We start from the raw sequence: 22,458 nt of genomic DNA, 5'->3' as shown, positions 1-22,458 counted from the left end.
GATATCCCAAGAAAGACGGTACCATCCTCGACCGGTTGTCACCAAGCTCAATCAAGTCGGTTTACATAGTGTTAACGCGACCGTCACTGCCCCGGGTCACAAGACGCATTTGCCGTCGCAAGGATAACGTCCTTTACAGGCTGGACAGTCGGCGTGACAACTAGGTTAGGTTCGGCGTGCTGGACAATTTTCCCAAAGGTGAAATCGACGGTTCTGCTTTCCCCCGGGGCCAGTTGCTGAGCGACAACACCGACCGGACGGTTCGCGTGCAGGTAGGGGGCAAACGGTGCCTTCTGTCCGTCGATGGTTGCGGATTCGACGTTTGCTTGTACTGGTCCATACGCCACGATGTTTGTCTGCACCGTTCCTGGCTTTACCCCAAAGACACCCCCGCCAGTCACGTAGGCAGGCAGGGAGTCAGCTGCATCAGCTGGTGCTGTGTTGATGCTGGTAATGCGAACGGTTGTCTGTTCGTAGCCGTCTGCCGAGCATTCCTTTACAAGCTGAACAGTGCGCTTCACGTAGTAGTCCATCTTTGCCCCTGTGCCGTCGTTGAAGTACACGCCGAACTGGGCGGGCGAAACACTTGGCCCTGAGATAGAGCCGCTCAATGCGTACTTTGAGATTTTGGATTGTTCGGATTGATCAGCCGACCAAACGAGGACACGGCCTTCTTCTGTCCCGCGGGACAAGCCGGCGATAAGTCCTTTGGCTTCACCCTTACCACTGGAAAAGGCCGAGAAAGCCTCGCGGGCTACTCCTGCGAAATATGCGTCCTGCAATTTTGGTTGTTTGATCTTCGCGTAGACGTCTGAGAGTAGTGTCGGTACGACGTTGTCGGCAGTTAGTTCGGTTGGCAAACCGGAAGCTTTCACCGTTGCTAGTTCGGGACCGTGTACGGCGATCGGTCCTGTCGATTTCAAAATGTAGCTAAGGGCTACAGGATCGATTGATATGACGCCATCGACTCGCTGGCTGGTTTTCTTCTCCCACATCTTCCGTGCAGTTGCTGCTGCAGTGGGAAAGTCCGGCGTGAGATTGATGTCCTGCATGTACTTTCCCAGACGGGTGCTGTAGATCTGTTCCTGTTGGGGATCTACGGGCAAAGCAGGGGAAGAAGTGCCTACCTCGACGGCACTGCTCTGGACGCCGAGCGATAACTTACCGTGATCGAGCGTGACGACTGCAAGTGCGCCTGGGATGCCACCTGACGCGCGAGCCTCGGCGTTGTTTTGAATCATTAGAAGGTAGCTTCTTGCTCCATTCGTGCCGAGCATCGACGGAGCAATGCTCGCTGCATCAGCTGCGGAGTCGAGTGCTCCCGTCGCTTGCCGCAGCTCTTTCGTAGCCTCCTGCAATGGGCCCGCAACTTGCGGCCAAAGTATTGTGTCGTCAATTCCTTCAAGCCTCTCGAAGGATGCACGAACTGCGTAGGCCGACGAGTTCACGCTCGGGGCTGCTGACTGAAGCGGCTCGAGGTTCGATCCTGACCCGCTGGGCATAAGCGCATCCCAGTTGAGGGACTCATAAACATTGACCAACGGCGTCAGGCCGAGAGCGGCAACGTCGTCCGCGGATCGAGCTACTTCGGACACTGCGCTAAGATTCGGTCCCACCCACGGAAGCCCGGATGCTAGAGCCCAAAGGGGATCCTCTGCCTCTGCTCTTGCGGTGGCAGTGTGAGCACGAAGTTTCCCCACAGTGCCTGAAGCGGCATCAGCGTCTGATGCCACGATTTCCTGCTTCAGCTGTGGCACGAGAGCGGCGGCCGTTTCCAATTCAGTGCGAATCGTTGTCGCCTTGAACACTAGCCACGCGCATCCCGCGCCCAGGAGGATAGCGACGACCAGAATCGGCACCGCTACTCGAAGGAATAGGACAGGAGGACGGTGCCACTTTTTTGTCACCGTGCTGGAGCCGCTTGGCTGAGGAGGAGACTCCAGGTTATCTTCATCCGCCATCGTCAAGGACGGCCCAACCCACGGTAGGTCCAACCGGCAGCGCGCCACTTGCGGGCGTCCAAGACGTTCCTGCCGTCTAGAACCCTCTTATAGGCGACACTATATGCGGTCTCATATGGATCTAGATCACGGTATTCTTGCCACTCGGTAAGAAGGAGGATGGCATCCGCATCCTTGAGTGCGGTGCCCGTCGACTTCTCGTAGTGCAACTCCGGGAAGCGTCGAGCGGCATTTGCCAATGCTTCCGGATCGGTCACCGTAACGTCGGCACCCTGCAACTGCAGTTGAGCTGCAATGCTCAAAGCCGGTGAATCTCGCACATCGTCACTTTCAGGTTTGAAAGCTGCGCCTAGAACGGTAATGCGCTGTCCCAAAAGTGAGCCTCCACAAAGTTCACGAGTCAACTCGACGACACGTGTTCGACGACGCATATTAATTGCATCTACTTCACGAAGGAATGTCAGTGCTTGGTCCGCCCCGAGCTCGCCGGCGCGCGCCATAAAAGCACGGATGTCCTTCGGCAGGCAGCCTCCACCAAAGCCGATGCCGGCATTCAAAAATTTCCGACCGATTCTGTCGTCCAGACCGATTGCATCTGCGAGTAGGGAGACATCAGCGCCGGCCGCGTCGCATAGCTCCGCCATAGCATTGATGAAAGATATCTTTGTAGCCAAGAAAGAATTGGCTGCGGTCTTAACCAATTCTGCTGTCGGGAGGTCTGTAATTAGCCTAGGGATACCAGCTTCCAAGGCTGATGCGTATACCTGGTCCAGGACCTCCACGGAGCGGTGATCTTCGGACCCTCCGTCGACACCGTAAACAAGCCTGTCCGGAAGGAGGGTATCGGAGACTGCATGTCCCTCGCGGAGAAACTCCGGGTTCCAAAGGAGGTCCGCTTCCGGCTGAGCCTGTTTGACTACCGCGACAAGGCGCCCAGCTGTTCCCACTGGAACAGTAGACTTTCCTACAACTATGTCGCCCGGAGAAAGATGCTGGAGTAGCGCAGATGTGGCCGCATCAACGAACGTCAAGTCGGCCCCGTTTTCTCCTTTCTTCTGCGGTGTACCGACACAGATAAAGTGCACCGAGCTTCCCTCAGCTGCTGCGAATTCAGTCGCGAATCTCAGCCGTCCTGTCGACTGAACCTCCTGAAGCAGATTTTCTAGACCTGGTTCAAAAAAAGGTGCGCGCCCCCTCGACAGTTCGGAAATTTTTTGTTCATCTACGTCTATGCCAACAACGTCGTGGCCCAACTTCGCCATACATGCTGCATGTACAGCACCGAGATAGCCGCAACCGATAACACTAATACGCAATTTAAGTTCCTTCCCAAAGGGTCGATGTGTTTGCCCATGAATTCAGTAGGCACCGGCGCTACGAAATACTGCCCTTATAGTGCGTAAAAGAATCACTAGATCACCCGCCAGTGACCAGTTTTCGACGTAGTACAAATCCAGTCGAACTGAATCTTGCCAAGACAAGTCCGATCTACCGCTTACTTGCCACAACCCAGTCAGCCCTGGCTTTACCAACAGCCGACGTCGCACATCCCGCTCATAGGCTTCGACCTCCTGTGGTAGCGGGGGACGAGGCCCCACTAGGCTCATGGATCCCGCAAAAATGTTGAAAAGTTGAGGGAGTTCATCGACGCTGTATCGACGCAAGTACCGACCCACGCGAGTGATGCGTGGATCATTCTTAATTTTGAACAGAACCCCACTGCCCTCGTTTTGGTCTGAAAGCACCGAAAGCTGTCGCTCGGCGTCAACTACCATCGAACGAAACTTGAGCATGTGAAACGTATTGCCCCCCATACCCACCCGTTGTTGCCGGAAAAGTACTGGCCCCTTGCTATCAAACCGCACAACCACTGCGACGATCATCATCAAGGGCGCAGCCAGCGTAATCAGGGCACCGGAGATAACAATGTCAAATAGTCGTTTGGCTACCCGCTGACCGCCCTCCAAGCTTGGAGTCGTAACGTGTATGAGCGGGAGGCCGGCAACTGGCCGAGTATGGATGCGTGGACCGGCAACATCGGTTAACGCTGGCGCCATTATTAGAGATATGTTCTGGGCTGCAAGCTCCCAACCCAGATGGCGCAGTGTCTGCGGGTGTAATTGGACGCCGGCCGAAACAGCAACAGCATCAGCGCCGCATTCTTTTATGGCCTCGACGATTGTCGCCACATTGGCTGAAACACCCATGACGGGAAGGTCAAGGTGCGTATCAGGATGATGGGAGGCATTAGCCCCGGGTGTGTAGGCAGCGATCGGTAAATACCCCGCGTGGGGGGAGGTCCTCAGCGACGCGGCCAGGTGGGCTACGGCGCTCGGTCCGCCTACAAGCAGGAGTCTTGACATGCTCCGCCCACCTTGACGGTCGATGCTCAGATGCTGTCGGAGAAGCCATCGCGAGACCAGCAAACCTGTAAGACCTATGGGAAGCGCGATTCCAACATATCCACGTGCAGTTTCTACTCGAAACAGATATGAAAAGGTTGCGATGAGCCCAAACAGCCAAAGGGAGGCTGCTGCAACCCTTTTGTACTCCTCCGGTCCCGAGCCGAGTACGCGCGTCTGCCTGCTCCCCCAGGCCCCCAACATAAGCCACCAAGTCACGAAAAGGAGGCAACCGAACAGCCAGTAGGGAAGAGGTAGACCGGGAACGGCTTCGGTGACGACTACTCCCGACAGCGACTCGGAATCAAAGGGACCAAAGCGAAGCAGATGGGCGCCGAAGATGGCCCATGCAATCACAAGACCGTCCAAAAAATTGATGCGCCGAGCGTATGTCTGCTGCCAGCGCGGCGTTCTGCCCATTAACCTGCGTCCCCCATGCTTTCCAAGTTACTTCCGTAAATGTAGCCCGTTTGACTAGGCAGCCGTTAATGCTACGGCATGACTACCGCCAACTTGGCCTGGGATGGGTGCCACCCAAATGCTGTGACACTGGAATTTCGCGCTGTAGCGCATCCTGCTCTGACAGGAGCGCAATCCGGCATCCCCTCCCGGTGAGCTTCTATTCTCAAGGCAGTCATCGCTCACGCGGCTTGTCGCCATACTTTGAAACTGTGCCGACTTTTCTTGCAGGCACTCCAGCCCAGACTTCGCCAGGAGGAACGGAACACAGTACAACAGCGTTCGCCCCCACAATCGCGCCAGCACCTATGGTTAGGGTCTCTCCTGTCTTGAAGAGTACTTTGGCCCCCGCACTTAAGATGGCACCGTCCCCAATGACGACGCCCCCCGCCGCGTCGCCGGTAGGAGAATTCTCGGTGACGGGCTCGTATTGGTCGCCGCGGCCGACGGTCACTCCCTGGAAAAGCGTCACACCATTGCCCAAAGACGTTGTCTCATGAACCACAAGGCCAACCGCGCCATGAGGTAAAAAGACCCGGCCGCCAAGACGGACCGAGCGAGGCAGTTCAATTCCTAGAACCTTCAAAATGGTATAGGCTATCGATCCAAGAATTGGGTTTCGAGTCAAAACTAATAGTCGCTCTTGAAGATTCATTCCATTCACTCTCTAGTTCGCCGATGGCGTCCCGTGGAAGGACGCATCAGACCGATAAGAAGACAAGAAGCTGCGAAGGCAATGGTTTGAGCTGCAACCGCGATGATCGCCGTTTCTACGGCAGATATCCCTTGGCCAATTGCACCAAATCCGCATATGACTGCAACCACTGACATTACTTGCGGGACTGAGGCCAAAAGAGGGCGATGCCAGCCCGTTAGTACGGCAGAAAACGATATTGTCAGGACGGACATACAGGTAGACAGCAGTAGAAGATAGATAGGGGCTAAGCTGTCACGGAAGCTAGCTCCAAATATCAATGGAACAACCCAAGACGCCAAAGCGCCCAGAATCACACTCCCCACAACTGCTACGCCGGCGCCCAACAGGATTTGCCTTAGCATCTTCTTCAGCGGTTCTCCGGCTGAAGCCTCCGACATAAGGTTCCTGGCCAACACAGTGCCAACAAGAAGCGGGACCTCCGCTACGGTTACAGCGACTGCATAGAGGCCCAGCTGTTCGCTCGAAGTAAGACTTGGCATCAGCGCTTGATCCAGCCGCGCGCTGGCGGATGCGGAGACAGTCCCAAAAGCGGCATAAATGCTGAAGCGATAAAAATCTTTCTTAGCAGGTGCTGCGTCGTAGTCGGCTATCTGAGGCGTGGGGTGAAACTTCGGAATCAGCAGGGCAGACGAAATGAGCAAGCCGACGATTATTGGCCCAGCGGCAAATGGCATGACCTCGCCAAGCCCGAATACGGCGAGCATAAGGATGATGAGCAGTCGGGAGCCTGCGAATGCAGTGCGCTCCAAGTCGACACGTTTCCAGCGCTGAAGGCCAGTCCAGGCGGACCTTCTCACCGCTAAAAGCGCACCAGGTATCACAGACATCCAGAGGAGGGCAAGCAGAGGCTGGGAGATACCCTGACTTTGAGCGACGTTAAAGCTGTAAGCGGCCAGAACTCCAAAGGCCACCACACCGGTCAGTAAGGCTCCGGCGTACCCTCGGAACTGCATTCTGCGAACGTCTGCCCCACGTGCGACGTAAAAGGCCGTGGCGGTAGGAATGCCAAGTGCGGCGAGCGAGTCGGCCACCGTCAGAGGTTGCATAAGGGCCGCCAGCTGGCCCCTGCCCTCGACGCCCAAGCTTTGAGCGAGTATTGGAGCGGTCATGAGACCAACTGCCGGTGCGAAGCTATAAGCAGCGAAGCTGCGGAGGACACCCAGATTCATTCGTCTACGTAGCCGTAAGATCGGCATATACGTCCTCCCACGACCGGCCCGCAGTTTCATCTCTTCCCTTTGATGCGACGAGCTTCCGCTTCATCTCATCAGCCAGCAGGTCGTCCACCGCACCTCGAAGAGACTGTGGATCCGATGGTGGTACAAAGATGACGCCACCGGCCTTGCTCATCTCAGGCATTCCACCCACCCGACTTGCAACAACAGCAGCAGGACTTGCCATGGCCTCCAGAAGCGTCAAACCGGCTGGCTCCTCCCATACAGAGGGGACGACCGCGACTCGTGCCCTACTTAGGAACTCCACCACTGCTGCTGGAGGTACAGGGCCCGTGAATTCGATATCGAGGTTCTCAGCAGCAGGCCGGCTGTGTAGCTGTTGGACATAGGGGTCTTCCTCTGCGCCTGGCACGAAGTATTTGCCGCCTACTACCGCGACCCGCCATGTTCTGCCTGGCAGTGCAGCGGCCTCGGTGAGGATGTGAACACCCTTTTCAGGAACGAGTCGTCCCACATATACGACGTCAAACTCAGGATCGCGCTCCGTAAAAAGAAGGTTTGAGCGGACAGCGCTGTGAAGCGTTCGAAACTTCGGTGAAGCTGTAGTTCTGAAACGACACCTGACCTCGAGTTCATTACGAATATATTCGGATACGCAAACAATGTCGTCAAACCTCCCTAGCGCGGCACGCAACGAGGACGAAGGTAGTTTGTTCAATATCTTATTGTGAACGTAAAGGATCACTTTGGCATCTGGGAACCGCCTGCGTATCGCGGATATAGCCCATGGCAAGTTGTGGAGGATAACAACATCCGGCGGAAGGCTCGTACTCGGGAAGAAGCGCAGTCCTGGAGTGAGGCAGTGACCGGTCAAAAATCTATACGACCGTTCAAGCAACCAACGGAATTCATGCCCGTCGTGGACGGGCTGTTTGAGCACCGGCAGTGCCTCGGCGATATCTATGGAGCCTCGTCTGCCCCCAACTATGAACGACTCCGTTCCCTGTTCCCGCGCCGCAGCTGCTAGTTCACGCGCGACACACAGAATGGCAGCTCCATTGTTGGAGGCCAACTCTTGACTCGGATCGAGAACATGCCACTCAATCAAGGGAAAACTCCATTCTTTCCCCTGCCTTTAAGTCAGCTCGCCGTAGCCGCGCAGAAACGAGCCGAGCGCATTTAGCCGCAAATAATGACGTCACAGAAATACAAACCAATGTTAGCCCTTGATAGAAGTCGAAAGCATCACCGCCCATGACGAACCGGATGAGCGTGTAAGTGAGAATGAGCCAAGCAACGCCACCAACTCGCCTTCCCGCCAGCTGACGGAAAATGATTCCTCCCAAAAAGAAAATAACAATAGCGGCCAACCAGCTGCCGCCGATCATTATCAAGTAACCGGGGCCGGACATGAACATACCCGCAGCGCCATAGCCGAGGAGTTCATGGCTTATGATATTACTAATAAATTCCGGCTTATTTGGATAGAATTGGCTTGGTATTGCAGTCTGCACCACCTTGAATAAGTCCGTGAGGTTCGCGTCAATTATATTGGTGGGCAAGGAGTAGACGAGCAGCAAGCCATCTACTGTATCGATTCCTGATGAGGTCAATGCTTTTAAGGGATCCAGGCATGCGTTGTAAAGTGCCGCGCCGAATGTCACCGGATTTCCGTACCTTATGGAACCACGCCAGACCGATATGGCACCTCCCACCGCTACAAGTAAATAAGAACCCATGATCGCTGCGGTCCAGGTCCGAAAGGGCCGGCGCGAGCGGGCTATGGTTGAGACCAGACGCGGTATGAATGCAATGGCGATGAGTAGTAGCGGACTTCGGACCCCAGAGTTCACGATCATAGCAATGCCAATCAGGCTGAGCACGATCCGAAATTTGGAGTCCCAATGGCTGAACAGGAAACCAATAGCGATGCCTAAAGGTAGGCACCACCACGCCAAAACGAGTAACCCTTGGCCCTCCTGCGTCCCACGCTCGGAGAATTCGACCGTTCGGTCCCCTCCGAGTTGGCTGATGGAGGATGCTAAACCTATAAAGATGAGGATGAGCTGCGCACCACGCCAGCGCGGTGGCGCCCCGGAACTAAGTGTGACGGGGGAGCTCCATCTTGGTTTGAGAACTCGTTCTCCGCACCAAAACGCTATTAAAGATGCAGAGAAGAGCAATAGAGCGAATGTCAGGGCTTCGGGCGTTGCCAGTTCCGTTCTTGTAAGCTTCTCAACATTTGCAGTCCGTGCTCTCCAGACGAGTGATGCAGCAGGGAACGTTACTGTCATCAGAACGAGGGGGGCGAAGACTGCGGACCCGATTGGTGAGGGCTGAAGGCCTCGCCTGCTGGAAGCCAGACACTGGTTCCAAGCAGAAGACGCAACGAACACTGTCGTAGCGAGATTAATGAGCCACGCTGATACAGGGGCACCACTCGCCGTTCCATCCATTAAAGACCACGCCAAGAATGCCATCCCTACCAGAACGGCACTAATGATAAGTAGCAAAGCTAAGGCGGTTTGCCTCTGTAGTGGCAGGACCGAAGGCGCGGACTGCCCGTCGATCGGCCGGAATCGGGGCCTCATTGCTTCCGCCGAAATCCATGCAGGATAGCCGTTGCATCTTTGATGCGATTATCCCAAGAATTGGATCTGGCATCCAAAGAACGTTTTCGAGCCCCCTCTTCGGTAAATGTCGCCAGAGAGCGTGTCACAGTTTCCACAAAATGATTTGCAGTCACGACGTGAAGACCTTCAATAGATTTTTCGGACAGGCTAGGTATGTCCGTAGATACGACTTCGAGACCGGCCGCCAGGTACTCGTACACCTTCATGGGAAAGACACCACTTGTGTAGTCGTTTCGTAAGTAGGGGATCAGACCTACCTGAGACCTCCCGACTTCCCGAGCGAGGTCAGCCAACGCAAGGTTTCCCAAGTACTCAACTCCTGGAGATTCCACTAGCTTCTTGAGTTCAAGGTCACCGGTTGACCCGTCAATACCCATCGGGCCTGCGATAGCGAGAGGAACACCGGCTTCTACCAGTCCACGAAGCATATGAACGTCAACTTTTGTGGGCGTCACATTCCCCGCGAAGATAGCACGAGGCACACTGTTGCTCATGCTTGCGGCAAATAGATCTGTTGAGGCTACGTTCTCCCATAGGAGAACTTTCTTAGCTGAGTCTAGAATCTTGAGATGATCTTCCACGCCCTTGCTACTGGCAACAACGACGTCTGCCGCAATCATCAAAGCGGATTCAGCGTCTCGCAATGCTTTTGTGGGCACTCCCGGAATAGTATGCAGAAGGTCAACAGAGTGGTAAACGACCCCCTTTGATCCGCTCTCTAGTCCGTACGTAATCGGAGAGAAAGTCCAGAGAATGTAATTACCATCAGAGGGAAGGTGATCTCGTCGTAGGCGACGAATCAGCGCAGCATTGATTTTGCGAACAATTCGAAGGCCGTGAAAGGGAAGCACCGTGGGCGCTATTAAAACTAAATTGTTTGGTTGCGACGCAGGCTGCTGTCGTGCATCCGACTTCTTCATCCGCCGTCGTATGAGCTTGAGCGCATGACGCAGAACACGCGAAATGTCAGCGCGGGTGAAGGTAGGTGCACGAAGCCCAAGTGATTCTACATAAAAAACGTTGTAGCCAGCTTCTGCTAGTCCGACAGCCATGTGCTGCTTGTTTGTCCACACAGGGCTATTGAAGTCAGCGGTGGAGAGAACCACAACATTTGTAGAAGTAGGGAAACCGTTGAGCTGCTGGTTGAGAGAAAAGTTCTCCACGTGAACCGGAACTTCCTATCCATGGAGCGTGGTGGATTAGCCGCCGCGCAGATAATTGATTTGATGTGAGTAATTCGATTAAGGTGAGCGGACAGCTGAATCGAAAACCGCGGCGGCCGTAGTCCAATCCAACTCAATAGGGGCAAATTTCTCAACTGTCCTTATCGCGGAGCTTATTGAATTTGGTGCGGAAGGATCGATCGCAAGCACAGGACCTAGACCAACCTCGTGGATCAGATCATCAACGGCGGCCGAGTGTACGTTCGCTATGACAGGCACTCCTACGGCTACACACTCAAGCGCAAACAATGGACGTCCTTCTCCAGGATCACTTGTAAGCAAAATGCCAAAGTCAGCTGCGGCAGCAAAGTGCATTGAGTTTGTAATCTGCCCCAAGAGTACAATGTTGGCAGAGCTATCAGCGATCTCTTCTAACTTCTTCCGACTGGGCCCGCTACCGGCGATGACCAAGCCAACCCCAGGGAGATCAGCTATTGCTTGTGCAGCTTTTACTATCCCTTTATCTTCCGTAAGTCTGCCAGCGTAGATTCCGATGCTCGTGCAGTCGGGAAGCATACTTTCGAGAATTTGCCGGGTCTCATGTGCAGTAGCCAGGGAAGAGCGTACCTGATGCTTGTTCACGCCCGCGGGGATGATGCGGGATGAGAATCCCCGGGCTTCAATCGCCCTCACAGCGGGTCTCGAGGCTGCGAATCTCTCAGAAGCGGCGGCCAGAGCGCGATTGTACCTTCTCCGAAAGAAGGGAAAAGACTCAATTGCCCGAGGGACAGGCCCATGCTCGAAAATGACTACTTTTCGGCCTAAAGTAGCACCGGCCCATAGCATTTGTTCCAATTTGTACTGGAAAAAGACGACGTCGGGCGATTCAATCTCAATCAGGCGAAATAACTCACGTTGATTTGAACGCCATTTCAGAAGCACCGCAGGCGCGGTCTTCTTACCGAGTTTTGGGCCAACATCGGTAGCTACATACCTGACCGAGTTTTCCTGGCATAAGGCCTGCAACGGTTGGTTATCAGGGGGGCCCGCCAATGCAACTTGCCACCCAGCGTCGTCCAATGCTCTCAAAAGCTGGACAAGGTAGATTTCACCACCACTGACTTTTGACGTGATGCAAAATGCTAACAGACTGCTCATCGAGACGCCTCCTCGAAAAGAGATACAAGAGTGGCGATTTGCGCTTCACTGTATGGCTTAGGCGCCCGGACGTCTCGGTGGGGCGTATGCAACGCGTGTTCGCGAAGAACCTTCTCCCAATCCGAGTCAAGGAGCGAGCCGACAAGAACGTCAGCTTGTTCCTTCAGGCCACCGGTTGCATATGCAATAACCTTTGCATCGTAGGCCTTTGCTAATGCAGCTACCCCGGACTGGCTCGCCACGCTGTAAGGAAGTGCTACAGCTCCAGTAAGCGCCACTACTGCTGCTAAGTCTTCAAGCGGAAAGAAGCCCTCAAGTACGGTAGTTGTATTATGGGGCAAGCGGCTTATCTCCGCTTCCACTTCCTCCAGCGCGCCTGCGTCCTCACCCATTAGAACCAGTGACTTACCGGCGGCTGATGCCGCTCTCACCAGCATAGGTAGGTTTTTATCCAGACGAAGCTGGCCTACCACGCATATATCCGGGCTGGAGTGCTGCAGCCTCTTACGCCACGCAGTCAGTGTCTTTTCTGAAACAAAAGGTAAATACATGAAGAGCGGGATGCGAGCAACTTTTATTTGGAGTGACTCGAGAATTTCAGCATCTGTATCGTTATAAGACACGACGATATGGGCTAGCCGCAGACAACGCTGCATATAGAAGCGCTCTGTAGCTCCTCCGTAGCGAGTGAATAGATTGTGCGGACTAAATATTGTCCGTCGGTTCGAGAGACGGAGCATGCCGAGCGCATACATGGTGAGTAGTGGTTTGAAGGTTCCTTGGACCCATACCGTACCCGACTGTTTGAGGATGTGGGGCACTGTTAGGAAAAGGAAGCCAAAAGCAATTAATGGTCCCCGAAAAAAGCGTGTTTTTCGTTTCCAGCTAAAGCAGCGGCAAAGCCGGACGCGTTCGTCCTCAATCTCGGGATCCGAGGCGGTATGTAGAGTTACGCTATAACCAGCTTCCGCCAATGCTCGAGCAACCTCAAGGCTGTGCTGATAGACACCTCCGCGTCCACCTACTTCGAGGACCTGGACATCCCGACTAAACATCTCCGGTCCTCCCCAATTCTCGAAGATCCGTGGCTTCGCTATTGGGTTCGATCCAGTTCTGCAATTCGCCTATGAAACGCGACCGCGAAAACGCTAAGGCACGCTTCTTTATAAGGCCTCTGTCCAGCCGTGCCGCTCGATCTAGGGCGTTTTGGAATGTTGCCGGTTCAAAATCGTGCAGATGGTACCCGGTCACGCCATCTACCACGGACTCTGCCGCACCTCCGACTGCATTTACCAGCACTGGTGCACCTGCTGCCATTGCTTCTACGGGCATGATTCCGAAATCCTCAATCGCTGGAAAGCAAAAGACAAGTGCTCGCTCGTAGAGAGAAAACAGCATCCGGTCGGACGGGTCGATGACGAAGTGCACGGGCACCGGTGCTTCTGCCGCTTGAGCACGGAGCTTCGACTCCTCTGGGCCTTGGCCGGCAATCACGACCGGGGTGCCCGTGTCGGCGCCCGCCTTTATGGCTAGGTCCAATCTCTTGTACGGAACAAAACGTGAGGCGCCGAGGATGAACGCATCAGGTAGCGAGTCCAATAGCGACTGTTCCTCTGTTGACAGTTCATCGGCCCAAGAGGAGATCGCCTGCACTCTATCAACGTCAACGGGCGGGTAAATGACACGTGACTCCACTTCCCACGTCGACTCAATTCGTTCGCGCACAAAATTGCTGTTGGCAGCTATTTCAGTATTCTCTTTGGCAGCTCGCTTGTCCATAGGTTTTAAAAGCGCAGCTCCTAATCTAGGAATCAACGCGTCACCTCGACGGTCCAACTCAGGAACCCATAGGTAACGCGCAGGGGTGTGAGCATATACAAATTTTTTGTAAGGGCTTTGCTGGAATGGCAATGTAGCTTGATGTGCGAACAGATGAGAACTCGCGAGCACCCAGTCGAAGCTTTTGGAAAACCGTAGGCTACGCCAAATGAGTGGCATTGCCGGCAATGCCATGGACTTTTTTCGGCGAAGGAAAGTCTTAGCCAAGATAGATTCGTGAACTTGCCGACCTTCATACTTGCTCGGGTCGTCGTTCCAGAGACAAAATAGTTCACTGCGCGGAAAGGCGTCGAGCATTGCCTCCACTACCTTCTCGGCTCCTCCGGACGGTTCTATCCATTCATGGACAACTATTCCTGGCAAGAGTGGCTCCTTCAGAGGTAGCTTTGTGACTGCGGCACAACGTCAGCGAGTCTTGGGAAGGTTCCGCGGTAGCATGAGCGATATCGATCAGCAGGAGGCGCACGTGATCGCCTTTTACATATCGTCTCGCCCCTTGGTGAAGCGGGCAAAAGGCCTAGTTCGGGATGCGATCGGCAGGGAAGCGGACTGCGCGGCTAGTTTCGTCTGCTCGCATCCCCAAGTCGTGTCCGGAATAATGTCCCACTTCGGAACCATTCGTCCTGCTTGGAAGCGGCTCGGAAAGACGGGCACGTGAAGTCGCTTCCGCCGAAGCGTATGAGGTGTAAGTGTATGAATACGAGTCAGAACCCTTAGCCGGAGTCCGGTTCAGCACTACGCCCAACAACTTTGCATCGACCATTTCAAGAGCCGACAGCGACCGCGTCAGTTCGGGCCTTCGTAGCGTATGTACTCCTACTACCAAGACGATGCCGTCCACGTGTTGAGAGAGGACCGTGGCATCCGTAACGGGCAACAGCGGCGGCGCATCCACTATCACCATGTCAAAAGAGTCCTTCAATTGACCCAAAAGCATCTGCATCTGCCCTGAACCCAAAAGTTCACTCGGGTTTGGGGGTATTTGACCGGATGTAAGAGTGAATAGATTATCCTCGCCCCATGGTTGGAGAACGTCTTCAAGTTCTACATCTCCGACGAGGGCAGTAGTAAGTCCGACATTTCTATCAAGTCCCAGATAGTCGTGAACCATGGGGCGGCGAAGGTCTGCGTCAACTAGACAAACGTTAAGACCCGACTGCGCCAAAGAAATCGCGAGATTTGTAGCCGTTGTACTCTTACCTTCTCCTGGTAAGGAAGAAGTAACCAGGATCGAGCGTGCGCGATTAGCGACATTCGCGAACTGCAAATTGGTTCTGAGCTGCCTAAAAGATTCTGCTCGCGGGCCTTGCGATGGGGTCTGCGTTAGAAGCGGTTTTTTTACAGCGTCCTGATCAAATGCAATTCCGCCAAGTATGGCAGCTTGTGTCACGGTTCGAAGGTCAGCCTCGCCCCTGACTCTTGTGTCGAAGGCGGACCTCAGCACAGCCGTCCCTATGCCCAAACCCAAGCCCACAAGCAAACCCAGTATGAGGTTGAGACGGGTGTTGGGTGCAGACGGAGTCACCGGGGGAACGGCCGGGCGGACAATAGAGAGACTGACAGGAGATGAACCCCCGGTCTTCGGTTTCTCCAAACTTTCAATTGTTGAGATTAGACTATTAGCGACGGCCTGTGCAGTCGCTGCCGCTTGCACCGCGGATCCGTCTGAGACCGATATGTTTATTAGTACGGTGTTGAGTTCTGTGCTGGCCTTGACCTTTTCCGAAAGCACTTCAGCCGTTGTATCGAGGCCTAGGCTATCGATAGCCGGTTGCAGGACGGCCGGGGTGGTAACTGTCTTAACGTAAGACTGCACACGCGCTTGACTGAAGGTGTTGCCCTGCTGGAGTTCCGAGACAGTTCCGGAGTTCTGAATGGCTACAAAGAGTTGCGTCTCGGCTATATAGGTTGGCTTGACTAGGACCGAAGCGACGCCACCCATCAGGATTCCTGCCAACGTAAGGGCTACGATCCACTTCCAACTGCGGCGAACAATGCGCAGGTAATCGCTAAGATCCAAATCGGGGCCCCCTGGTTGCAATATAGGGAGTGCTCTTGGCCGACCCCCAAACGGCTACTTCACGCGTTTCCATAATTGTACCTGTACACGGATCCACTTATGTCTCGATGAACTTGCGCGGCTTACCCTGGCAGCTGCGACGACTTTTTGGGTTAACCCCTCACAGAATGCTGTTCATCCTTAGAGTAGGAGTCGAGTGGGCCGAAGCGCCGTCACCACGTCAGAAGCCCGTTCTCAAAAGTGAAGGTCCTTGTCGTAGGGTCTGCAGTTCCGGCTCGAAGTAACGGGGAACTGCTCCCTGCGCTCTTTGCGGTTCGATGGCGATGGCTAGACGTAGCAGCTAGAACCAAATACTCAGTGACCTGCGATGTCGCGCCTGGTTCTCCAACTTCCTACCTGGCAGTCATGACCCACTTTTCATGGTGGCAATCCCGCTCACCGGTTTCGTTGAGCTTCTTGGGAGAAGAAGCACGGCTTGCCAGTCCCCTCGTGAAGATCGCGACCGTCCATTAGGAGGCCTTATCGCACTGAGACGGGCGGCCGAGACCGGTCCATGATACGGCGCGTGTCCTTACAGAGAGCACGCAATCACGACTTCGGAAGGTCTGCGGTTGTCTCTGCATGCTCGCCACACCTGACTATTGCAGCCAAGACCGTCTCTTCGCCAGCTCGATGGTAGTTCGTAACATGGTTTGTGGTCCGGTTGCAGGAACTGCAAAACATCTTATGTTGTTTGATCCCCATGGTTGAACTATAGGCCTTCTTCGACAGGCCAAGAGAGCGCCGGTTAGTGACGCGGGGTCCGATTCCCGCAGGCTTCGGAACATCGGTGAATCAGCACGGACCGGCATAGGAGTATTGGGCTTGCGGTCGGTTTGTGTAGTCGCTGGCCGCTGCCCTCTCGCCAAAATCGCTATGCGTATTTTGTTGTTGTCTCTGCAGTCGGCAAAATTGCCGGACGCCGACGGAGTGACCCGACTCGCGGCCGGCAGCAGGCAGCAGATGCTCGCAATCGATCCAGCGCGCGTGAGTAGAATCGTTCAACGAGACGAACGCGCACTGCTTGCCGGAGGTACGGAGAAACAATGTCGGAATGGCTCGAAGTCGGCACGGACAACTATGTACTGGTCACTGAAGGATCCCTACTAAACACGGGCCTCATCGTCGGCTCCGAGCGCGCCATGGTCATCGACACCGGGTGTGGGCCCCGCCAGGGGAGCGAGATTCTGGACGCGGTCCGTGAAAAGTCAGATCTGCCGCTCGTCGTCGTGAACACCCACGCCCACTACGACCACTTCTTTGGCAATGCTGTATTCGCCGAGGCGGGTGTCACGGAATTCTGGGCACACCAAAACTGCGCCACCGAAATCGACCAACGAGGCGACTTGCAGCGCCGGCACGTTGGAACCCTGGAACCGGAGATGTCCACCGGCGAGGGGGAGCACGTCGAACTCGTGGTCCCGAATGCCATCGTCAAGGAGCAACCCGTCCTCGTTGACCTCGGTGGCCTGACAGCAACCTTGTTCTACCTAGGACGTGGTCATACTGACGGTGACCTCCTGGTCGGGACGCCGACGACGCTCTACGTGGGCGACCTTGTGGAACAGGGCGCGCATCCTTCATTCGAGGACTCCTATCCCGAGGAGTGGGCCGACGTGCTGAGGCACATCTCCGCGCTGCGTCATCGTTACGAGTTCCTGATCCCGGGCCATGGAAAGCCGTGCAGCGACCAGTTCGTCAAGACCATGGCCAACACGATGACAACAGCTGTCCGCCAGGCCCGCCAGTCCATCCGCGACACCCCTAACGACGCCACTAAGGCGATTCCCGTCCTGCCTTATGGCCCCGAGCAGTCCCGGTGGTTCATCAAGCGGCTGCAGGAGACCCGGCTCAAGCCCCAGGAAGCTTCGTAACAATACGTCTTTCTTGAGGAAATCTTGGGTTGGGCCCCCGCGCAAGTTTACGCGACTAACCATTGATGTTGGGCGCGCGGCGGGGGGAGACGAAAGTAAAAGATAAGGCTACTTTCCTTTGTCTTGCTGGCCGTCCTCGTGGTTTTTGTGCAGGCTATGTGCCGCTTCAGGTGGTCCAAGACATTGGTCTAGAGGCTTAAGTCCCGCTCTTCGATGTGACTTGTGAATCGATATGCCACGTGATTAGGTTCGAGGCGATGGGGATCACTTTGACCAATGGAGGCTGTTGTGGCTTTTTCGGACTACGCCCTGGCGCTGAGCGCTTTGCTGGGCACCCTGCTGGTTCCCTTCGCCGTCCTGTACCAAATGCTGCGGCTGAAGCGCCGCGCCATCCGGATCCCCGTCCGCTGCGCACCCGCCCCCAGAGGTAATCAACGCTGACCATGCCGTACGTCGACATCAACCCCCACAAAGGCCGTCCCAAGTGGGTGGGGTACACCATTCTTGCCGTCCTCCTGGTCTTCACCGTCGCGGTGGTAGCGGCCGCCCTCACGCACCACTAACTAAACAGCCTGGCTGGGTAACCCGGTCCCAGCGCCTAGAATTACTGTTTGAACTAGTGCTGCATAACAGTTTGCCGATCGTCCGGGGGGACAGACATGCCAGAACCGGCGGATCAGAATGCAGGCGCCCCAGCAGAGGATGCAGGGCAGCCGCAACTGCGCCGACGCCGCGACCTTCGTCGTGCCGACGGCTCAGTGGACGATGCCTGGACAGGAACCATGCCAGCAGTAACCCCTTCCCCTTCCAATCCCAGCGACGCCGGGACGCCAGCTACTCGCCGCACGTCCTGGGCGGCAGCGGCTGCCGCAGCCGATGCCACCACGCCGTCGCGGGCACCATCACCTGCACCGGCCCCTCCTGCGCCACCCGTGAGGCAGCCCGCGGCGGATCCAATCGCGTCTGTTCCCTCCGCGCCGGCGGTCAATGTTTCAGGTGACGCTGCCCGCGAAGCTGCCGCGCCACCGTCGGACGCTCCCGCTTTCCGCCGCAGCCGTCCTACCGTGGCGGACACCATCGCCGAAGTCCCCCTGCCGGACTTCATCAGTTCGCCGGGGCTGTTCGTCAAGGAGCAGAAGCCCCGTCCCAGGGGTGGCATCCGCGGTGCGCTGTACAACCTGACCGGAGGCGCCTGGAACCTGGGTCCCGGCCCCAAGCAGCGGCAGGAGGACGAGTTGGGGCGCCGGATTTCCAGGCAGCTCCAGGGCAGCTACAACACCGCCATCCTCAGCCTCAAGGGCGGCATCGGCAAGACCTCCACCACCGTGGGCGTGGGCCTGACCTTGGCCGAATACCGCGGCGACGCCCCCTGCGCCATCGACGCCAACCCGGACTCCGGGGACCTGGTGGAGCGCGCGCTGGGCGAGGGCATCTACCAGCAGGCCAGCCCTCGGACCATCACGGACCTGCTGGAGAACATCGAGTCCATCGATTCCCTGACGGCCCTTGCTCGGTACATGCACCATGCCGGCCGGCTGCACCTGATCGCGGGGGAGCAGGACCCGGAAGTTTCGGACTCGCTGACGGCCGAGGAGTACCTGCGGATCCGCAAGCTCATCTCCGGCTACTACTCGGTAGCGCTCACCGACTGCGGCACCGGCGTAACCCACAACGCGATGAGCGGCATCCTGCAGTCGGCCGACAACCTGGTGATCGCCGCCGGCTATGCGGTGTCCGGCGCCAAGCGGGCCCGCAGCACCCTGCACTGGCTTGCCAGCCACGGCTACGAGGACCTGGCCCGGAACGCCATTGTGGTGATCACGGACAAGGACGAGGTGTCCTCCCGGGTGGACAAGGACGCGATCGAAGAGCACCTGTCTGGGATCTGCCGCGAACTTATCGCCGTTCCTCACGACCGCGGTGTTGCTGATGGTGATCTGGTGACCCTTGACGTGCTGAAGCCGGAGACCCGGCGGGCGTACAAGGAAATTGCCGCTGCGATCGTGGACGGGTACCGGTAGGCCTTCTACCTTTCTGCGAAAGGTCCAGCGTCGGCGCGAGGTTCTGGGCCCCGGATACGCAGGCGACCCGCCGGCCCTGGGCGGCCCCAGCGTCCCATGTCCGAAACGTGACGGAGCCTATTGGTTGTACGGGCTGACGTGACCCCATAATTTTGCCTAGCTGTAGGCAGAAACCTGATGGGGGACCTAAATGAACAATGAGTCGGCGCCGGTATATGTACCGCCGATGGGTGGGGATTCCCGACCGAGCCAGCGGAGGCCCCGGAAATGGCCGTTCGTCCTGGCTATCGTCGTGCTGGCTGTGCTCGTAAGCGTCCTCGGTGCAGCGTACGCTTACAGTACTAACTCCGCGGATAAGTGGCGGGCAAGCTCGGACAAGGCTTCACGTAGTCTTGCCTCAATGACCGCGGAGCGTGACGGCTTGTCGGCGAAAAACGCCTCCCTGACGGATCAGTTGAGGACAGCCAACGGTAAGCTGACCGACACCACGAACCAGCTAAACGACGCGAACGCCCGAATCCGCTCCCTAGCGAACGAGAAAGCGCAACTCGGGGACAGTACTGCATTTCTTGCGGAAGTTGTTGTTACGTCTCAAAACGTCAGCACGGAGATGTCCACCTGCATCCGCGACCTGCAAAAGCTGCAAACCTATCTCGTGAACTACACTGCCTACGAGCAAGCCTCGCTGGTTAGTTTCGTGCAGGGCGTGAATTCAGCATGCAACACTGCGCGGGCAGACAGCGACAGCCTTACACGGACCATCCAGGGCTTGAAATGAGTTTCAGGAGACTGCGCATTGCTTGCGCGGTCGTACTTGCTCTGCTGGTGATAGCGGGCTGTGGTCTTGCCCCCGTGCCTCCGCCGCCCTCACCGATTCCCTCGCCAACTGTCGCGCCAATACAGTCGGTAGCCGCGCCTACTGCGCCGACCCCGGCTGGTAGCACGTCCGGATTCAGCACCTATGAGCGTGCTGCGCTGCGGGTTCGCAATGTGGGCTGTGGTGGAGTCTCCAGCGGATCAGGGTTCGCCATCGCAGACCATGTGTTCGTCACTAACCGCCACGTTGTTGGCGGGGCAGCGCTCCTGCAGGTGAGCACGTATGACGGCAGAGATCTCACGGTCAACGCGGTAGGCGCGGCCGTTGTCGCCGATCTTGCTCTGGTCTGGACGAAGGAGTCATTACCGGCCACGCTCCAACTCGCGCTATCAAACCCTCAGGCTGGGTCCGAGGTTACGGCGATTGGATATCCCCTTGGTGGCGAGCTAACCACCACGAACGGGAAGGTTCTGCGATACGGTAGCGACCCTCTAGGTTCGTCACCTCTGCAGATGATGTACAACAGCGCACCTATAGAGCACGGCAGCTCAGGCAGTCCCCTTGTCAACTCCTCAGGGAAGCTCGTGGGAGTTGCGTATGCCGGCGGGGGCGGCCAGTACATTGCGGTGCCGGTAGAGGCTCTCAACCAAGTACTCAAGGATCCTTCGAAGTTCTCGAACGAGGCTGGCTGTGATTAAAGATGGGAACCCAACAGGTCGTAGTCTCAGGAACTGCTGGAAGTGGACGGGTGTCTGCCGTCGTAATACTGAATACTGGAACGCTGCTGCCTCGTAACCTCAAATGAGGAAGCCCCCTGCGATCGGTGTCTAGCAGCACGGCCAGAGAACACAGCGCGCATTCGCAGTTCCTGCCCTTCGGTCTTGGATACTCGAAGCATGGTGATTCACATCAGGCTCAGCAGCCTGACTGCAGCGGAAAACGACGACCCGCTTGGGCGCGCATGGTACGGCTATGACCCGGACGCGACACCGGAGGAACTTTGGGATCACAACCGCGGAGATTATCGCTTGGACGCAGACCGCATCGCAAGTGAACGCTGGGCGGCGCTCAATTACCAAGGCATGGTTGTTCTGGTCGCTGCGTTGGACGACCCGAAGCACAAGGTGTTGACAGGCATGCCGGGGAGACCAAAAAAGGCGCTTCTCGGCCATGTCCTGCGTGCTGGAGATTACGTTCACGACGCCCTAATTGGAACACGCGTCACACACGACAGCAGGAACTCAATCCAGTATGGCCTGGACCCTGTGGCTGAGAGCCCCGACGAAGATCCTCTCGTGGCTTGGGACCGGCCCGGCGCAAGCGGACAAGGGCTCCAAATGGATGCCGCCGCCCGACGAGCAATCGAGAATGCAGCGCAGGACCGCTTGATGCGCTACTACCGGGAGCGAGGCTGGACCGTCACCGATACGCGACTGAACCGTCCGTACGACGCCGTAGCAGTCAGGGGAACGGAAGTGATTTACCTCGAAGCCAAGGGCACCCAGAGTGCAGGACAATCCGTTATCTTGACGCGCAATGAGGTGGACCATGCCCGCAAGCACCCCGGGCCGTGCCGAATAGGCGTGTGGTCAGGCATGCGTTTAATAGACGGGGTGGTGGATTTCGAGGCTGGATCATTCAGGGTTATTGATCTTGCTCCAGAAGATCGGGACCTCCGTCCGCGAGACTTTGACTGGACTCTTCCCGGCAGATTGAGCTGAAGGCACCCGTCGCAACGCGCTCGCAACAGGTGCGTGCCGCCGTCGTCCTTCTCCCGCGTCCAAGCCCCCCGCCCTGCTGCCGTTTGTCCCGGGTGCATGAATGATACGGGGTGCTGGGAACAGCGGAAGTGCAGCTGCAGGCGCCTGCTTGCGGACGACGGCGGGCGAAGGAACTGGACATGATGACGTCACACCCGAGCGAACGGCGCGAGCCCGAAACGAATGTGGAGCTGAACCCGTTTTTCAGCCGGCCGGGGGAGTCCACTATCTTTCCGCGCTTCACCATCCCGGACGGGGAATCGCTCCCGGGTACCGCCTACCAGGTGGTGCACGACGAGGTGATGCTGGACGGCAACTCGCGCCTGAACCTGCCCACGTTCGTGGGGCCTGGATGGAACCGGAAGCCTCGCAGTTGTACGCGGCAGCCTTCGACAAGAACTGCCCGCCTCCCGTCGGGG

General features: G+C 56.6%; 18 protein-coding genes and 1 pseudogene. 7 read left to right on the top strand and 12 right to left on the bottom strand.

What is annotated here, in order from left to right:
- Nucleotides 1-83: 83 nt before the first annotated feature.
- The 12 genes from LDO14_RS15835 to LDO14_RS15780 all read right to left on the bottom strand — a co-directional run bounded on the left by LDO14_RS15835 (nt 84) and on the right by LDO14_RS15780 (nt 15,528).
- Nucleotides 84-1,241, bottom strand: coding sequence for a DUF4012 domain-containing protein (locus tag LDO14_RS15835; RefSeq protein WP_263422482.1), 1,158 nt, complete (start codon nt 1,239-1,241; stop codon nt 84-86).
- A gap of 722 nt (nt 1,242-1,963) precedes the next feature.
- Nucleotides 1,964-3,277, bottom strand: a complete 1,314-nt coding sequence (locus LDO14_RS15830; protein WP_223992487.1) for a UDP-glucose/GDP-mannose dehydrogenase family protein — start codon at nt 3,275-3,277, stop codon at nt 1,964-1,966.
- 42 nt (nt 3,278-3,319) lie between these two features.
- Nucleotides 3,320-4,783 carry a sugar transferase gene (locus tag LDO14_RS15825; RefSeq protein ID WP_223992485.1) on the bottom strand — a complete coding sequence of 488 codons (1,464 nt, stop codon included), beginning with the start codon at nt 4,781-4,783 and terminating at the stop codon, nt 3,320-3,322.
- 214 nt (nt 4,784-4,997) lie between these two features.
- Nucleotides 4,998-5,477 (bottom strand): hypothetical protein, encoded by a 480-nt coding sequence (locus tag LDO14_RS15820; RefSeq protein WP_223992483.1) that lies wholly within the window; start codon nt 5,475-5,477, stop codon nt 4,998-5,000.
- Nucleotides 5,478-5,482: 5 nt separating this feature from the next.
- A complete protein-coding gene (locus LDO14_RS15815; RefSeq protein ID WP_263422481.1) occupies nt 5,483-6,649 on the bottom strand; it encodes an oligosaccharide flippase family protein in 1,167 nt (388 codons plus the stop codon).
- Nucleotides 6,650-6,713: 64 nt separating this feature from the next.
- Nucleotides 6,714-7,823 (bottom strand): glycosyltransferase family 4 protein, encoded by a 1,110-nt coding sequence (locus LDO14_RS15810; RefSeq protein ID WP_223992481.1) that lies wholly within the window; start codon nt 7,821-7,823, stop codon nt 6,714-6,716.
- Entirely contained in the window at nt 7,816-8,598 is a 783-nt protein-coding gene (locus LDO14_RS15805) for a hypothetical protein (protein WP_223992479.1), read from the bottom strand. Before LDO14_RS15805 ends, LDO14_RS15810 begins: the two co-directional genes overlap by 8 nt.
- Nucleotides 8,599-9,302: 704 nt before the next feature.
- Nucleotides 9,303-10,511, bottom strand: a complete 1,209-nt coding sequence (locus LDO14_RS15800) for a glycosyltransferase (protein ID WP_223992477.1) — start codon at nt 10,509-10,511, stop codon at nt 9,303-9,305.
- A 78-nt stretch (nt 10,512-10,589) separates the two neighbouring features.
- Nucleotides 10,590-11,669, bottom strand: coding sequence for a glycosyltransferase family 4 protein (locus tag LDO14_RS15795; protein WP_223992475.1), 1,080 nt, complete (start codon nt 11,667-11,669; stop codon nt 10,590-10,592).
- Entirely contained in the window at nt 11,666-12,724 is a 1,059-nt protein-coding gene (locus LDO14_RS15790) for a glycosyltransferase (RefSeq protein ID WP_223992473.1), read from the bottom strand. Before LDO14_RS15790 ends, LDO14_RS15795 begins: the two co-directional genes overlap by 4 nt.
- Complete coding sequence (locus tag LDO14_RS15785) at nt 12,717-13,805, bottom strand: glycosyltransferase (protein ID WP_263422509.1); 1,089 nt, start codon at nt 13,803-13,805, stop codon at nt 12,717-12,719. Before LDO14_RS15785 ends, LDO14_RS15790 begins: the two co-directional genes overlap by 8 nt.
- A 220-nt stretch (nt 13,806-14,025) precedes the next feature.
- Nucleotides 14,026-15,528 (bottom strand): polysaccharide biosynthesis tyrosine autokinase, encoded by a 1,503-nt coding sequence (locus LDO14_RS15780; protein ID WP_223992469.1) that lies wholly within the window; start codon nt 15,526-15,528, stop codon nt 14,026-14,028.
- A 1,085-nt stretch (nt 15,529-16,613) separates the two neighbouring features.
- Between LDO14_RS15780 and LDO14_RS15775 the strand changes: the two genes are divergently transcribed.
- The 7 genes and pseudogenes from LDO14_RS15775 to LDO14_RS21665 form a co-directional block, all read left to right on the top strand.
- Complete coding sequence (locus LDO14_RS15775; RefSeq protein WP_223992467.1) at nt 16,614-17,441, top strand: MBL fold metallo-hydrolase; 828 nt, start codon at nt 16,614-16,616, stop codon at nt 17,439-17,441.
- A gap of 288 nt (nt 17,442-17,729) precedes the next feature.
- Complete coding sequence (locus LDO14_RS15770) at nt 17,730-17,882, top strand: hypothetical protein (protein WP_223992465.1); 153 nt, start codon at nt 17,730-17,732, stop codon at nt 17,880-17,882.
- A 341-nt stretch (nt 17,883-18,223) separates the two neighbouring features.
- Nucleotides 18,224-19,462, top strand: coding sequence for a MinD/ParA family protein (locus LDO14_RS15765; protein ID WP_223992463.1), 1,239 nt, complete (start codon nt 18,224-18,226; stop codon nt 19,460-19,462).
- A gap of 400 nt (nt 19,463-19,862) precedes the next feature.
- The gene (locus LDO14_RS15760; RefSeq protein ID WP_134164023.1) at nt 19,863-20,240 is read left to right on the top strand and encodes a hypothetical protein; all 378 of its coding nucleotides are present in this window, start codon (nt 19,863-19,865) and stop codon (nt 20,238-20,240) included.
- Nucleotides 20,180-20,977, top strand: coding sequence for a serine protease (locus LDO14_RS15755; RefSeq protein WP_346656241.1), 798 nt, complete (start codon nt 20,180-20,182; stop codon nt 20,975-20,977). Before LDO14_RS15760 ends, LDO14_RS15755 begins: the two co-directional genes overlap by 61 nt.
- Nucleotides 20,978-21,175: 198 nt before the next feature.
- Nucleotides 21,176-22,000, top strand: a complete 825-nt coding sequence (locus LDO14_RS15750) for a DUF3883 domain-containing protein (RefSeq protein ID WP_223992459.1) — start codon at nt 21,176-21,178, stop codon at nt 21,998-22,000.
- A gap of 179 nt (nt 22,001-22,179) precedes the next feature.
- Nucleotides 22,180-22,439 (top strand): annotated as a pseudogene (locus tag LDO14_RS21665) (glutamate decarboxylase); the annotation flags it as partial.
- Between the last annotated feature and the right edge of the window lie 19 nt (nt 22,440-22,458).

The organism is Arthrobacter sp. NicSoilB11, assembly GCF_019977375.1.
In the GTDB taxonomy this organism is placed as follows: Bacteria; Actinomycetota; Actinomycetes; order Actinomycetales; family Micrococcaceae; genus Arthrobacter.
The sequence above is the reverse complement of the archived record's forward strand: the minus strand, read 5'-3'. Positions and strand labels throughout refer to the sequence as shown.